A 14,838-nucleotide genomic window follows, 5' to 3' on the forward strand; every position below is an offset into this window, starting at 1 on the left:
AGCCTTCTCCATCATTACAGATTAAGGTGATTCAATTATATGAAACATTTTAGCACAACAAAGTGTCAATAAAAAGGGGGAAAGTTAAGAAATTAAGTTTAAAATGTTAACAAAATACTGAATCCGTTTACAAAAGGTGTTGCCAATTAAAAGTGATTCATACGAGAATCTATCATAGAAATATAGTAATATGGATAAAAGTGATAATCTAAACAAACGGGCGGGTGAAGGTATTGAAAATGGAAGACTGCTTGGTAAAAAGAGCATATTACGAGGAAAAGTTCTTGCAAGGAGACTTGGAGGAGCATCCCATTCGCCAGTTGGGAGAGCTTTATTTAGAAGAACAAAAAAAGGATATGGCCGATCTGTCTTATATTCGATTTGCCCAAGGTGAAGTGTACTTTCATAACTGTGATTACGAGGCAGCCATTTTTAAATGGGAGAACATACATAATGAACTGGAGCCTTGGGCAAAAAAGAATATCGCTGATGCGTACTTTGAACTTGGCTTTTTGAGCACAGCGGAGGATATTTACAAATCAATAACATCAGACTCCCTTATCTTGAATACAGAAGTGGCTCTGCAGTTGTTCACACTTTATTTGGAACAGCAGAAGTATCCAGAGGCTGACCAAATGATTAAAAATGCCGTTGCTATTCATCCGGATTATCAGAATGTGACGGAGCTGGCATGCGCCTTTTTTGAAGAACAGGAAGATTGGAACAGTGCAGTTGAGCTTGCTGTAAACGAAGCGGCGCGGACGAAATTGCCTGAATGGTTCCAAAAGATTCATTCTTTCATTGAGAATGGTCATACAAAATCGCAGGGGGCCTCTCATTTTGTACCAATCCTATATTTGGCACAAAAGGTGGATCTTGCTTTATTTGAAAAATTGATGGCAGCCCTTTGGAAAAGCCATGAACAGCGTGAAGATTATTTGTCATGGATCACGGAAGCCACCATCATTTTACTTGATTCAGATTTGCAGCATTCGTATAAATGGAAGTCATTGCCTGAGTTAATAAATAACACTTTTATACAATTGCTTTCGGGAAGGTATAATTTGGCAGACCTAACAGAAATCTTGCCGAATCTTTTGACTGCATGGCTGAAGGTTGCGGATATTAAAACGACTCCATTGGCATCAGCTGGTGTGTTAGCATGGAACGATGTCTTTCCTTCACAGATGAATCAGGAAGTAGTCCACTCTGCGGAAGAAAGTCTGGCAAAATCGGCTGATCAGGGGACGCTGATGGAAAAAATATCCGGACTGGTCGAGGTTATCCAGAAATGGGCAGATGAAAGAGATTTGAACCTTCACAAAAGATTCGAAAGCAGCTTAAACCAGCTTTCAGATTTAAAATCGAGAAGGTGGATGATCGCGGGCAAATCAAACAGTGGGAAGTCCTCATTTGTCCATTTAATGCTTAAGCAGCCAGACAGCAGCTTAATTGATACATCTCTTCCCGTTTTATACAAGAACGGAGAAGAAACTGGATTTCAGTTGATGGCTGATGAAGGAATATCGGCCGTTACAACGAGCAAGGAAATTATTGAGGCAGAAAGTCGGCAGGACACCATGCTTGTCTACTTAGAACCCAATGCTTTTTTACAAAAGCATGATGTTGCGATCATCGATTATCCAGATCTGAATGGACTGAACAAAAAAAATAAACATTTTCTGGAATATGTGAGGATGAGCGACAGCTTGTTATTCGTCCTAAATTCAATTGAACCATTTTCTACTCAAGAATGTGAGTTTTTATTGGATGTGACAGAAAGAGTCCCTTTATGTCCTGTTCATTTTGTATTGAAAAAGAGTGAACAGCTGACCTCTGATAAGATTTCTGTTATTGGAAAAAGAATCAAAAACTATTTCCCAGATGCTGAGTTGATCATATACTCTGCAGAAGAGGACGATGAACAGCAGCAGGAGGCACTGTCCCATTTTATCGATCAGCACCTTAAAACAGAGCGGAACGAACGACTTCGGAGTGGAAACATGCTGTTTTTTATCCGTGGAACAATCAAACACTTACTTCAGCAGCAAGTAAAGGTGGAGGAAAAGCTGCTCAAATCCATACAATTCGATGAGGATTTGCTTTCAAAACTTCAGGGGGCTATCCATCAGCTTTATGATTTGGAAGAAGAAAAGACAAAAGTAATTCAAAGTGCTTACCGGTCGCTTAAAGATGAAATACAAGCTGATATTTTAAATACGATTCCGAAATTGATTAAAGAATCTGCAGATATTCTTCGCGAGGATAGTGATTTTGGCAACATTCATCATGAATTGAATGATGAAATGAACAAAAGGATTGACGAGTACTTGCAATATACCGTCCACCCCGCATATATCAGTTCCCTGCAAAACTGGATCAGCTTATCGGAAGGCGAGCTGAATGAAGCTCAGGAACTATTGATCAGTTGGAATGACAGCTTCAATGATCTGATGGGGGAAGAGCGGATCCGTTTGGAATGTGATTTTCAAATTTTAGCAGATTGGCAGCGGGATGCTGACAGGATGACTGGAGCTATTCAAATGGACCAGGAAAATATTTTGTTAAAGAGGACTCCTTCTCAGGTGCTGCTGAAAAGTGCAGGGAAGATATTCGGCGTTATCCCAGCGAATAATACGATGATGTATAACAGATATAAAAGCTTCGTTGAAAATGAAAATTACAATGAGACTGCGGAATCGATCGCAAACAAGTTTTTCCGCCAGTTTGAAATCCTTGAAAAAGCCATTCCGCGGGATATTTCCCTGTTTTTCAAGGAACCTTTTACAGCTTTGAAAAAATCAGCTGCTTCTTATCAGGAGCAAGTTGATCAAAACAAGACAGCGCTCACTGAAATGAAATCTCATCCGGAGACTTTCCGTGATCCAATCAGACTGTTTGATGTGCGCTTGCGCCAACTGGAATGGCTTGAATTTCAGGAGAAAAGCAACAAGCACGTATACTGATTATAAGGTCTTTGAATTTTAATGAAGAAAGAGGGAAAGCTTTGAACGTAGCCTTGATTGCTCACGACAAGAAAAAGGATAACATAGTCCAATTCGCAATGGCCTACCGCCATATCCTAAAGGATCACAAACTTTACGCAACAGGAACAACCGGATCTAGAATTCAAGAAGCAACCGGCCTAGACATCCAGCGGTTCGAGTCCGGGCCGCTTGGAGGCGACCAGCAAATTGGAGCATTAGTTGCTCAAAATCAAATAGACATGATTATTTTCCTCCGAGATCCCCTGACCGCTCAGCCGCATGAGCCGGATATATCGGCATTGATGAGGCTGAGTGATGTGTACGGTGTTCCCTTAGCTACCAATATGGGGACCGCTGAACTGTTAATTCGGGGCTTGGAACGCGGAGACCTTGAATGGAGATCAATCATTCACAGTGAATTACATTAAAAACAGCAGCCTTAATGAACTGTACTCCAATTGTTAGATAATAATCGGGGTGCAGTTTTTTAGTTTATCTGGATAGAGACAGAAAGCTGCTGGACAAACTGAAAAACTTCTGATAAAATGACTGATAGTCAGTCATTGAGGGGAGGATGGTCGATATAAGTAAGAAAGAGAAAATAATTAATGCTGCGGTTCAGGTTTTTCAGGAGAAAGGCATTGAAAAAACCAAGGTTTCAGATATTGTCAAATTAGCTGGAATCGCGCAGGGAACTTTTTATTTATACTTTCCTTCAAAGCTGTCAGTGATGCCTGCCATTGCTGAGGTAATGGTTAAAAAGTTTATGGTCGAAGTCAAAAATGAGGTGGATGAGAGTGACTCAATCTCCACTCAGTTGTCCCAAATTGTGAATGCTATTTTCAGGGTTACAAAGAATTATCGGGAAGTATTGGCATTGATCTATGCAGGGCTTTCCACTGATGATAATTTGAAAAACTGGGAAACGATTTACGATGCTTTTTACTCTTGGATGAGTGACTTTTTAACAACTGCTAAATTAAATGGGAAAATAAGGAGTTCTGTTCACCCGGAACGTACGTCAAAGTTAATGATTGCCTTTATAGAGGCTGCTGCTGAGCAGATATACTTGTATGATGCAGTGAATGAAGAAGAAGAGAGAATGCAAAAATCAGAACTTATTATGTTTTTGGAGCATGCACTGGGCATTCAGAACTAATTTACCAGCGCATTTCTTTTTGAAGAAAATGACTGATAGTCAGTCAAGGAATAGATGGAGAGTGTTATTTGTGAATAAGTCATGGTTGTATGTTGGATTAACAAGCTTGTTTGAGTTATTTTGGATCTTTGGTTTTAATCATGCTGCAGTATGGTGGCATTGGCTAATTGTTGTCGGATTGATCATAGTAGATTTCCAATTTTTATATAAAGCTTGTGAGGGTCTCCCGACCGGAACAGTGTATGCCGTTTTTGCCGGAATTGGTACAGTGGGTACAGCATTAATGGACGTTTTCCTTTTTGGAGGAAGCTTTAATGGCGGAAAACTACTATTTATTTTTATTGTAGTGGTCGGAGTCATCAGCTTAAACATTGCTGATCTGAAAGATGAACAAAAAAGAGAGGCTGTAGAATGATGGGATGGTTATTCGTATTTTTAGCATCAGCCAGTGAAATAACAGGCGTGATGGGGTTGAAAATGTTCAGTGAAAAGAAAACGATCAGAAATGGAGCGATCTATCTCGGTGGATTTGCAGCTTCTTTCGTTTTCCTTTATGAGTCACTAAATTATTTACAGTTGACTGTTGCTTATTCCGTATGGATTGGAGTAGGAACGGCAGGTGCTGTACTTGTTAACATGCTTTTTTTTGGTGAATCGAAAAGTCTTGCGCGAATTGCAAGTTTGTTTTTGATCATTGTCGGAGTGACAGGACTTAAAGCAGTTTCGTGAGGCGGGGAATAGCTTGTCAAAATAATTAAAAAAGGTTCCAACCACCAAAGCGGACGGTTGGAACCTTTTTTATAGGTTGCTTTTTTGCTTAAATAGCATACTGGTTGTTCGTGGCGATGTATTACCTTAAGTTCACAGCCATGAACGCAAATCCTCATTCGTTTTCCGCTTTCTCTTGGCTCCTTATGGACAAACGGGTAAAACGCAAATTGGCCTTTAGGACCTAAAGACTCGCTCCACCTCAAATTCACGTTTTCTGTGTAGAACTTCCCCGGTCTTCTCTTTTGAAAGCTGTTGAGCATAAATATGCTGAAAAGTAACAAACAGAATCTAAACAAAGAAAAAAAGAAATTATTTATTAGATGATAGTAGTTTAATTTTTATCTCTGTAAAAATCTTCTTACTCATAATTTCTACGTCACCATGTTGATTTCTCTAGTTGTAGTTCTTAATTATAGGTAGACTTTTTATGTTTCTACTTTATAGAGTACACTTTAACTTCATTCAGCAGAAGTCTCCCACTTCTGTAGGTGGTGAGATGAATGCCTATTGGTATTCCATTTAGTGGGGGTTCAAACCCCAGCTGAGTGAATAAAGTTAAAGCCCCCAGCGGTGCCATAGATTTTCAGAGGAAATTTATCGAGCGGTGCTCGATAAAAGTGGGGCTATTTTATTTTTTTCGAACGTAATTCTTAACCATGAGAGATGTAGTTTTAGTTGGATTATTCTGACGGTTTATTCTGGTCACTTTTTTAGAACTTTAACTTCAAACGGATATAAAGTTAAATGAAAGCACATATGAACCAGTATTGCAGCAAATATGCCATTATCATAAAATTGCCATCCACAAATAATGCCTACAAGCATATTACCAATAAATATGTAGCTATACAGTGTAAATGATTTCCCGACTATTGAGGAACCGTGATAATGTGCTAGGGTAAAAATCAAACTAGATACAACTATAGATATGAGCACCGATTGCGTGATCCAAAGTAGTAAACTCAGGATTCCCCAACGAAAGATTAGCTCTTCAACTACACTAGCATACAGTATTCGATTAGCGATGCCAATTGAATTTCTATGTTTTTCAATCTTATAAAAAGCTTTGCCTAAAAGAGGTTTAAAGAAACCATAATAGATTAAAATATGTGTAATTGAACATCCAATACCTACTATAGCTGCCTCAATCCAACTACTAATATAGATATTCTCTGCATTAAGATTTATTTTATTGATTAATGCGACACCCAATGCTACAAATATACTTAGGAAAACCATTTGTAAAATAATAGCTACAATAATAGGTACTTCTCTTTTTCCCGAAGCCGATTTTTTATTAAGCATAATTGAAGAAATAGTCGTACCTGGGATAGAGATAGAAACGAGAGTTAAAAACACCGCCCAATTAAACATGGTCAGATTCCTCAGTGATTAGAGTATACAATTTTTTGGCAAAATCTCTAAATTGCTTTGTTTCTTTTATGGATAATTTAGAATAATACTTTTCTATAACTAAGTCATCCATTTCCTCATACTTTTTAAAAAATTCCTTTCCTTTCTTACCTACTGTCACCAAAATTTCCCTTCTATTTTGGGGATTAATACTTCTTGAGACATAGTTTTCTTGCTCTAGCTTATTAACCAGTTGACTTACTGAACTCATTGATAGGTGTAACTGATGAGATATGTCTTGAATCTTTGCTGGTTCAATTTCATTTATAAGATGTAGTACCATAAACTGCTTTGGTGAGAGTTCAATTTCTAGTAAAGAGTAATAGTTTATTACTAAATGATGATTGATTTTATCAAATAATAAAAAACCTTCTTTAATAAATTCACCTTGGTTCAAATTATTCACCTCTTAATATTTATAAAGTTAAACATTTTATGTATATAAATAGTTCGTTTGGTTAAACTATATGCGTTGTATTTAGAATTGTCAAGAAAGTACAGGGCAGATATGAGGTAAAGGCTCTGTATTTATAGTGTAGATACTCTGACATTGAATGGCTCCAAGATGTACAAGTTAAAATCAGGTAACTATATTACAGCAAATACACAGTATGTGGAAAAAGTGTAAATACAAAAATAACCGGCGCTGACCGGCCTTTATTATGCGAATATGGATTTAAGTGTGGTAACAAACGTAAGTTTGTTATTATTAAACTAACAGTCTAGTTTATTAACTTCATTCAGTAGAAATTTTCCACTTCTGTAAGTGGTGAGATGAATGCATATTGGTATTCCATTCAGTGGGGGCTCAAACCCCGGCTGAATAAAGTCAAAGCCTCCGGCGGATGCCACAGATTTTCAGAGGAAATTTATCGAGCGGAGCTCGATAAAATCTGGGCGCAAATGCGCCAAGGCGTATTTTATCTGCTATTGTGTAAATGTAGAGTTTTTTGTGGTTAATTGGTTATCTCAAAGAAGAGGGGAAGGTATGGAAATGGGATCTAATCAAAGGTTTAGTCAAACTATTGAATCTGAGGAAGAGCTTCGCACGATTGTAGGATCTCCTAGTAAATTAGTAGAGAATAAGGTAATTACATATTTAGATACTCATTGTTCAAATTTTATTTCTAAATCATCATTTTTAGTTATTTCTACAGCAGATGATGCTGGTTGTTGCGACGCTTCTCCAAGAGGAGATAAGCCAGGGTTTGTTCTTGTCTTAGATGAAAAACACTTAATTATACCTGAAAGACCAGGAAATAGAAGAATTGATTCTATGCGTAATATTCTATCAAATCCCAGAGTGGGGCTTCTCTTTATAATTCCAGGTATGGAAGAAACGCTTAGAGTTAATGGAAAGGCCACTTTAGTGAAAGATGAAGAACTACTTGAAAAAATGAAAGTTAATGAACGAAAACCACTTTTAGGCATTGGTGTAAAAGTTGATGAATGTTTTATCCATTGTGCCAAAGCCTTTAAACGTTCAAATTTATGGGAACCGGATTCTTGGCCGGATAAAGAAACATTGCCTTCTGCTTCAAAAATTTTATCTGCTCACTCGAAAATTTCAAATCAAAAAGTTGTTGATATTCTTGAGGAAAGTTATACGAAACGGCTTTATTAAACTAAAAAATGTACGTCAGTTGAAAAAGGATAGGATATATAACAACCTCCTACTATTTTCCAAATATCCAATGTTTTTAAGCTAATTAAGAAATTGTTTACATTAAAACAAGCCCGGTTCTCAGACCGAGCTTGTTTTTTACTATCTAGCATCTACCCATATATTATTTTTAAGTCCCAAATCGCTCCAAAAGTAGCCCTAAGTACGTGCTTTTTTATACATTATCCTGCAATCTGAAATATTACAAAAAACTGGTAAACGTTGATATATCAATACTTTTTGATATTTCGTACTGGTGTTTACGTCTAAATGATATTATACTATGTAATAGATTTATATAAATTAAGGGAGCTGGACCGGTGAAACCTAATTCGAAATTCACAACGAAGATTGTTCCTCTAGCCATTGGTCTTATTGTCATTGTTGCAGCATGCATCGTGTGGGCGGTTCAAACAATGGATAAGGGAACCGTCATTCCATTTTCTAAGATGGAAGACACGATCAAAGCTCAAAGTGGCGAATTGGTTTCACTCAAGGAAACGTCCGATGGGACATTGTATCTTAAAACTCCAGATGGTAAGTTTATCTCCCATGTTAGGCCAAATAGCCAAATGGTGGAAAAGCTTGTTGAGACTTACCATATTGATTATAAATATTCGAACGGCAGCCAAGCAGGGAATTGGGTCGTCGGAGGCCTTATTATTCTTATGGCAGGAGCAGCGTTCGTTTTGCATAAGAAGGGAAAAATTGGCGTTACAGCTATGAAGAACAGCACTTCAAAGGAAGTGCCGCTTCCTTCCATCACTCTTGATGATGTGGGAGGATTACCTGAAGAAATGAAAGAGGAAATCCTTCAGACATTGGAGATTATCAAAGATCCGGACAAGTCTGCCAAGGTAGGTGTTGAGGCTCCAAAAGGAATTTTATTGTACGGGCCTCCTGGAACGGGTAAAACATTGCTGGCACAGGCAATTGCACGTGAAATTGGGGCTTCTTTCTTCACTGCTTCAGGTTCCGCTTTCAACGAGCTATTTGTTGGTGTTGGAGCTTCACGTGTCCGCTCCTTATTTGAAAACGCCCGGAAGCAGAAGCCAGCTGTTATTTTTATCGATGAAGTTGACGCACTTGCCGGCAAACGTAAGGCCCATGGCGGAGAAGAAACGGAAAAAACGTTAACTGAGCTACTTGTACAGCTTGATGGCGGGCATGATAACGAGAGTGTTCTATTTATTGCTGCTACTAATAGAAAAGATATGCTGGATGATGCGTTTCTGCGTCCTGGCAGAATTGACTTTACATTCAATGTTCCTCTTCCTGACACAAAAGGCCGAAGAGAAATCATCGATATCCATACAAAAGGCAGAAATCTTGCACAGGATGTCGTTGCTTCCCTTGGCATCCTTGCCGAAAGTACATCTGGTTTCTCAGGGGCAGAAATCAACTCATTGTTTGAGTCAGCAAGCAGAAGGGCTGTCCGTGAAGGAAGGGAACAAATCAATAAGAAAGACCTCGACTATGCGATTGACCGGACAATCCTTGGCAGCACTTCCCGATCTCTGAATGATCCGGAAACGAAAAGACGTGTAGCCATCCATGAAGCTGGACATGCTCTTGTACAGGCAGTCACCAAGCCGGGCACTGTAAGGAAAGCGACAATCATTCCGCGTGGTCAGGCACTTGGCTATGTGGCTCCTATTCAAAAGGAACTGCACCTCTCCACAACAAGCGAACTGCTTGACCAGGTAAGTATGATTCTTGCTGGGGGTGTCGCTGAACGTCTTTACTTTGGTGAGCACAGCATTGGCGTTAGCGGCGACGTGCAGCAGGCGAAAAAACTTTTGGAGCAAATGGTTGATACGGGTATGCTCCAAGACGGTTTTACACTTACTTTTCAGAAGCAGAAAAAAGAAGAGAAAATGCAGGAACTCTTCAATGACGCTTTGGAAAAAACAAAGAACATTATCAAGTCATATCAAACGGAGTATGATAACCTTGTCGAGATGTTAATGCATAAGGAAACTCTGGACGGTTCCGAAGTTCAGGAGATTGTGAGCGGTCAAAGGAATAATCTAGATAATGACTATGCGTATAACGTATAAAAAATCCCTCTGTTGCCCAGCAAACGGCAATAGAGGGATTTTTTGTATCCAACATCAGATAATATTCCTAGGGAAAAGTATGTTTGAATTGAACCCATTATTTTTTGCCTTATCGATCTCTACAGCCTCTTCAATCCAGTTGCGTATTAAAGCGGATGGTTGGAGATTCTCTCTTTTGCAGTAGGTATAGAACTCTTCTTTTAATTCTTTTGAAATCCGTATGTTTATTTGGGGTCTTTCCATTTCAGAATCCACCTCCAATTCCTTATATTGGATATAAAAGAATCATAGCAATGTCGTCTATACAAAATCTGAAAGAGTGTTTATTGTTTTTCTTATAGTCCATTTATAATAGGTAAAATTTATTTTCATATCTGAGATCAATTTTTTTCATATTAAGGTGTTTTTTCATTGTTTGTAGATAAAATTATCGAAAAATCATATCTATTATTTAAATAACGAGAGAATTTTTATAGAATTTGTCGAAGAATTTTTTCGGAAATGAAGAGCAATAATTGAATGGATTAGCTATTTAGTACTAAAAAGAACTGCGGGATATAGTATTTTTTTACTATTTTCAGAAAAATGTTCACCGTTTATTTCACTGAGTCCTGATTAGGTGCCTGATCAGCAGCGCTTATACTAGTAAGAAGGAGAAAATTGCGGAATGCCTGCGACTGACACAATTACCAATGGATGAATAGGTATTATTGTAGCAATAAATTGCCTAGGCCGTTTTAAGAAGACGGACTCTCGAGAAATAAAAAAAGAACGATGTTCAGGGAACCATACCTGAGGATCGTTCTGTCATGTGATTTTCTAAAGCTTACTTTAATTAAACTTGGGTCTCTATAAAGATCCTATAAGTGCTCACTTCAAAATTGTAGTCTTTAACTGGTTAGTTTATTAAACGAGAATCAGTTTTGTAGAACAGATGAATATTATTCACTTTGTCATAATAGGAGCTTTGTTTTTCACGATAAAGGATACCTTTGTTCCATGCCCAGGTGTACTTTCGATTTCAAGGCCTGTTCCAAAGTGCCGTATTAAACGCAAGTTAGTATTAATCAGGCCGACTCCAGACTTACTTTCTGTCCTTGTCTCTTTGATTTGGCTTAGTGTGTCTTCATCCATTCCTTCTCCATCATCCTCCACAGATATCTCAGTTTGAGTTCCGTGGACAGAAACCCGGATGAAAATCTTACCTCCATGAATACGTTTCATAATACCATGCCGGATTGCATTTTCAACTAAGGGCTGGATTGTAAGGAATGGAATTCTTAGAGTTTCACATTCATCAATCTCCCAAATGACTTGAAGCCTGTTTTCGTATCGTACTTGCTCAATGTATAGATAAGAACGTACTACGCTTAGTTCTTCTTCAATAGAAATTAGCTCATTCATATTTTGGAATTTAAATTTATGCCTCAAGAAATGACTGAATTCTTCGAGCAGATCGCGCATTTTATCCAAGTCAATTTCACTTAGAGCTATCACTGCGTTTAAAGTATTGAAAAGAAAGTGAGGTTGGATCTGTGCTTGCAACCATGCAGCTTCTAATTGCAGTTGCTCTTGAACGACTTTTTTGACTGTCGTCAATCCTTCGATCCTTGATCTTATTTCCAATGCTTCAACAGGTTTTTTTACATAGTCGTTTGCTCCGGCTAAGAAACCGCTTTGGATATCCCTTGGTTCGCTTCTTGCTGTAAGCAATAAAATGGGGAGTTCAGTAAGTGAATACCGCTCGCGAATCAGTCGAGTGAGTTCATACCCAGACATATGAGGCATCATAATGTCCGAGATGACCAGATCCCATTCCTTTTTATCCAACAGAGCTAAAGCTTCTTTGCCACTTGTGACCATGGCGACATCATATTTTTCAGGAGGCAATATTGTCTCAAGCACTTGAAGATTAACTGGATCATCATCAACAACTAATATAGGCGAGCGACACAAAGCTCCTTCTTTTGAAACTCTTCGCTCAAACACTGAAGGAGTTCCGCTTTCTTCCATACCAAGTGTGCTTTTTTCCTGAGCATGACCAATCTCCGGTGGTGATGATATAGGGACGGGATTCTCTTCTATTTCTTTTGAATGTGCCAGACTAAGGGAGAATGTAAATTCAGATCCTTCTCCCGGAACAGATGATACTTCTACAGTCCCTCCATGAAGTTCGACCAACTGTTTAGTTATACTTAGCCCTAATCCAAATCCGCTTTCGATCATCGTCTCTTTGGAATTCGCCTGTTCATAAGGATTAAATAGGCGCTTAAGCATGTCGCTATCCATTCCGATACCGGTATCCTTGATGACAATGAAGGCATCTTGGTTCTTTACAAAAGCTCGTATTGTAATTTGGCCATCATTTGTATATTTGACCGCATTATGAAGTAAATTGAAAAGGATTTGAATCAACCGGTTTTCATCAGCAAATACTGGCGGAAAATCATCTGAAATTTGATTTACCATCTTCAAAGATTTGGCATCTCCTATAAATCGAAGCATATCCAGAACTCCCTCAACAATGTGCTGGACCTCAATCGCTTTTTTCATTAGGGTTGGATTACCTTCCTGAAGGCTTCTAACTTCAAGTAAATCATTCAATAACAGTGTCATCCTACGACCAACTGATAGAATTGTTTCGAGCTCTTTCACACTTCGTTCTTGCAACGAATCCTGTTCCCTTTCCAAAATAGATTGTGACATGTTCAACATACCATGAAGCGGGTTTTTAAATTCATGCGAAGTAGTAGCCAAAAATTGATCCTTATGATCATTCATCCTTTGTAACGTTGATGCCAATTCTTTTGTTTCAGCATGTACTCTAAAGTAACCTTTGAACCAAATAGATGTAAAGCATCCAATTGAAATAAATAAATCAAATGGATAATAGGTTACACTGATCCCGCTTTCTCGCCAAATAATGCCCCAGGTGAAATGATGACCGAGTGCGGCTAGAGAAAGGAGCAGCAAAAGATTGCCTTTTATATCTCGAATGAGTTTGTTCAATATCGCAATCAACACAATTACTGCAGTAGTGCCAGCCATCAGGAAATAAACTGGAAAAATCGTCATAATTTGGGAAGGGGTTAAAATCATTGTAATTCCGGCTGTGCACCAAATGAGAATAGAATAAATCGGAAAGATTCTACGCCAATAGGGAAGCAGGCGATGATCCGTACATTCCAGCAAGGTATAGCATGCGACTGGTATCAGGACATTCGCCAACCGAAAATCCCATTCATATCCTATATAAAACATTTGATGAAATAACTTTTCATCGTTACTTAATAAATTCATCAATGCCACACAAAAAGTAAGCACCGAGAAATATAGAAGTTTTTTGTCCTTGTTTCCCAGAAAAAATAAAATAATTGCATAAACAGAATGTATAAGAAAAATAGCGGCAGCTAGGAGCTGCATAGAGGAGGAAAACTTTACTTTCTTGGCAATGGCTTCTTCTGAACCGAATTTAACCGAACGGATGACCCCGCTGCCCCGTATATCCTCATAATTAGCTGCCTGAATGATAATTTCAATAACTCCGTTATCATCTGCCGTAAAAGTAGTTGAATAAGGTAGATTTTTTGCGACGTATTCATCTTTATTTTTTGCTATCTCTCCCGATTTTGCCAGAAGTCGCCCGTTGGCATAGACTTCTGAAGAACTTCGCACGCTTGGTATTTGAATACTATAATTCAAATCCTTTTCCGGATTTACATAAAGAAACAAGCGATAGGAAGCAAACCCAAATGGTGTTGGCTCTTTAGCGTTTAAAGCTTCATTCCATTTTCCCGGAACCTCGATGAGCTTTGGAGCTTCAGTCTCTAGTCGAGACTGAGGTTCCTGTTCTATTAATAGTTGTGAGGGATAAAACTCCCATTCCCCATCCAGTAAAAGGACTTCACCTTCCTCAGCATTCCAGTTACGCAAATCTAAATGTCCGTTTATGATCGGCAGTTGTTTTTGATTACTTAAGGTTTCAGCCCAGAAAACGCGAGAACTGGATAAAATAACTAAAAATATTCCCAGAATTAAAAAAATATATCTTAATTTCATTAGAGTTGTTGGCGGGTTTTTGCCAACTCCCCCTTTCATATTGTTGAATCTTCAAGTCTATTATAACAGTGAACTCTAACACTGTGCTAAGGAGGATGATGAACATTTCTTTCAAATGCTGAAACTTCTAGAAATAGAAAAATCCCTGTGAAGGGATTTTACAAAAATGCAAATTGTTACATTATATTGTTCGGCAAAAATTACTTTGAACTCAACCGGTTGTTTTTAACTCTGTCAGCTTCAATAGTCTCTTTGATCCAATGGCGTATTAATCTCGAGGGCTTAAGATGATCCTTTTTACAGTATGAATAAAACTCCTCTTTTAGTTCTTGCGATATTCGTATATTTATTTGTTGTCTTTTCATACAATCCTCTCCCGCATAAACTAGATTCTTTTATTAGAATCATAGCACCTTCGTCTTTACATTTTCTGAACCAGATATTCATGTTAGCTTCTGTAAACCCTTTCTAAGTTTGGAGACAAAAATATAATTCGACAAAAATCGACAAAAACAGAATAAAAATCAACAGTTTTTTATAAATGAAAGCGCCATTTTTGTTAAAAAGCTCTTTTATAGGTTTAAATGTACAGATTTTGTTCAGTTTATCAGTTCATAATACCTATTTGTTGAGAAAATGTTCAGTTTGAAAAAGATACTTAAAAAATTTGATAACTAATAGGTCAAAAGGAGGGATTTGTTTATCAGCAGTTAGGCGACAGTATGG

Annotated in this window: 12 protein-coding genes and 1 pseudogene; 9 read left to right on the top strand and 4 right to left on the bottom strand. The window is 38.1% G+C overall.

What is annotated here, in order from left to right; genetic code table 11:
* Window positions 1-239 precede the first annotated feature (239 nt).
* From D5F11_RS20440 to D5F11_RS20460, 5 genes are all read left to right on the top strand, one after another.
* Window positions 240-2,966: a GTP-binding protein gene (locus D5F11_RS20440; protein ID WP_120117976.1), complete on the top strand. Its 2,727-nt coding sequence runs from the start codon at window positions 240-242 to the stop codon at window positions 2,964-2,966.
* Window positions 2,967-3,007: 41 nt separating this feature from the next.
* Window positions 3,008-3,415, top strand: a complete 408-nt coding sequence (gene mgsA / locus D5F11_RS20445; protein WP_120117995.1) for a methylglyoxal synthase — start codon at window positions 3,008-3,010, stop codon at window positions 3,413-3,415.
* A 146-nt stretch (window positions 3,416-3,561) separates the two neighbouring features.
* Entirely contained in the window at window positions 3,562-4,146 is a 585-nt protein-coding gene (locus D5F11_RS20450) for a TetR/AcrR family transcriptional regulator (RefSeq protein ID WP_120117977.1), read from the top strand.
* 28 nt (window positions 4,147-4,174) lie between these two features.
* A complete protein-coding gene (locus D5F11_RS20455; RefSeq protein WP_120117996.1) occupies window positions 4,175-4,561 on the top strand; it encodes a DMT family transporter in 387 nt (128 codons plus the stop codon).
* A complete protein-coding gene (locus D5F11_RS20460) occupies window positions 4,561-4,875 on the top strand; it encodes a DMT family transporter (protein WP_120117997.1) in 315 nt (104 codons plus the stop codon). Before D5F11_RS20455 ends, D5F11_RS20460 begins: the two co-directional genes overlap by 1 nt.
* Before the next feature lie 744 nt (window positions 4,876-5,619).
* Here D5F11_RS20460 and D5F11_RS20465 read toward each other — a convergent pair.
* Both D5F11_RS20465 and D5F11_RS20470 read right to left on the bottom strand, forming a co-directional pair.
* A complete protein-coding gene (locus tag D5F11_RS20465; protein WP_120117978.1) occupies window positions 5,620-6,291 on the bottom strand; it encodes a CPBP family intramembrane glutamic endopeptidase in 672 nt (223 codons plus the stop codon).
* Window positions 6,284-6,727 carry a MarR family winged helix-turn-helix transcriptional regulator gene (locus D5F11_RS20470; protein WP_120117979.1) on the bottom strand — a complete coding sequence of 148 codons (444 nt, stop codon included), beginning with the start codon at window positions 6,725-6,727 and terminating at the stop codon, window positions 6,284-6,286. The genes D5F11_RS20465 and D5F11_RS20470 overlap by 8 nt, the downstream gene beginning before the upstream one ends.
* Before the next feature lie 138 nt (window positions 6,728-6,865).
* Between D5F11_RS20470 and D5F11_RS28240 the strand changes: the two are divergent.
* From D5F11_RS28240 to D5F11_RS20490, 4 genes and pseudogenes are all read left to right on the top strand, one after another.
* Window positions 6,866-6,958 (top strand): annotated as a pseudogene (locus tag D5F11_RS28240) (N-acetylmuramoyl-L-alanine amidase); the annotation flags it as partial.
* A gap of 146 nt (window positions 6,959-7,104) precedes the next feature.
* Entirely contained in the window at window positions 7,105-7,290 is a 186-nt protein-coding gene (locus D5F11_RS20480; protein WP_126646644.1) for a hypothetical protein, read from the top strand.
* A 34-nt stretch (window positions 7,291-7,324) separates the two neighbouring features.
* On the top strand, window positions 7,325-7,954 hold the full coding sequence (locus D5F11_RS20485; protein WP_120117998.1) for a pyridoxamine 5'-phosphate oxidase family protein: 630 nt from the start codon (window positions 7,325-7,327) through the stop codon (window positions 7,952-7,954).
* 359 nt (window positions 7,955-8,313) lie between these two features.
* A complete protein-coding gene (locus D5F11_RS20490) occupies window positions 8,314-10,053 on the top strand; it encodes an AAA family ATPase (RefSeq protein ID WP_120117980.1) in 1,740 nt (579 codons plus the stop codon).
* A gap of 54 nt (window positions 10,054-10,107) precedes the next feature.
* Here the strand turns inward: D5F11_RS20490 and D5F11_RS20495 are convergent, their stop codons facing one another.
* Window positions 10,108-10,296 carry a hypothetical protein gene (locus D5F11_RS20495; protein ID WP_120117981.1) on the bottom strand — a complete coding sequence of 63 codons (189 nt, stop codon included), beginning with the start codon at window positions 10,294-10,296 and terminating at the stop codon, window positions 10,108-10,110.
* Between the two features lie 702 nt (window positions 10,297-10,998).
* Window positions 10,999-14,151 carry a hybrid sensor histidine kinase/response regulator gene (locus D5F11_RS20500; protein ID WP_245998276.1) on the bottom strand — a complete coding sequence of 1,051 codons (3,153 nt, stop codon included), beginning with the start codon at window positions 14,149-14,151 and terminating at the stop codon, window positions 10,999-11,001.
* Window positions 14,152-14,838: the final 687 nt, after the last annotated feature.

It is taken from the genome of Siminovitchia terrae, assembly GCF_003605405.2.
GTDB classification, from domain to species: domain Bacteria; phylum Bacillota; class Bacilli; order Bacillales; family Bacillaceae_C; genus Siminovitchia; species Siminovitchia terrae.

Coding starts and splice junctions, on each gene's coding strand:
- D5F11_RS20500 (WP_245998276.1), bottom strand. CDS start 14,151: ATGAAAGGGGGAGTTGGCAAAAACCCGCCAACAACTCTAATGAAATTA.
- D5F11_RS20485 (WP_120117998.1), top strand. CDS start 7,325: ATGGGATCTAATCAAAGGTTTAGTCAAACTATTGAATCTGAGGAAGAG.
- D5F11_RS20455 (WP_120117996.1), top strand. CDS start 4,175: ATGACTGATAGTCAGTCAAGGAATAGATGGAGAGTGTTATTTGTGAAT.
- D5F11_RS20465 (WP_120117978.1), bottom strand. CDS start 6,291: ATGTTTAATTGGGCGGTGTTTTTAACTCTCGTTTCTATCTCTATCCCA.
- D5F11_RS20495 (WP_120117981.1), bottom strand. CDS start 10,296: ATGGAAAGACCCCAAATAAACATACGGATTTCAAAAGAATTAAAAGAA.
- D5F11_RS20480 (WP_126646644.1), top strand. CDS start 7,105: ATGAATGCATATTGGTATTCCATTCAGTGGGGGCTCAAACCCCGGCTG.
- D5F11_RS20450 (WP_120117977.1), top strand. CDS start 3,562: ATGGTCGATATAAGTAAGAAAGAGAAAATAATTAATGCTGCGGTTCAG.
- D5F11_RS20440 (WP_120117976.1), top strand. CDS start 240: ATGGAAGACTGCTTGGTAAAAAGAGCATATTACGAGGAAAAGTTCTTG.
- D5F11_RS20460 (WP_120117997.1), top strand. CDS start 4,561: ATGGGATGGTTATTCGTATTTTTAGCATCAGCCAGTGAAATAACAGGC.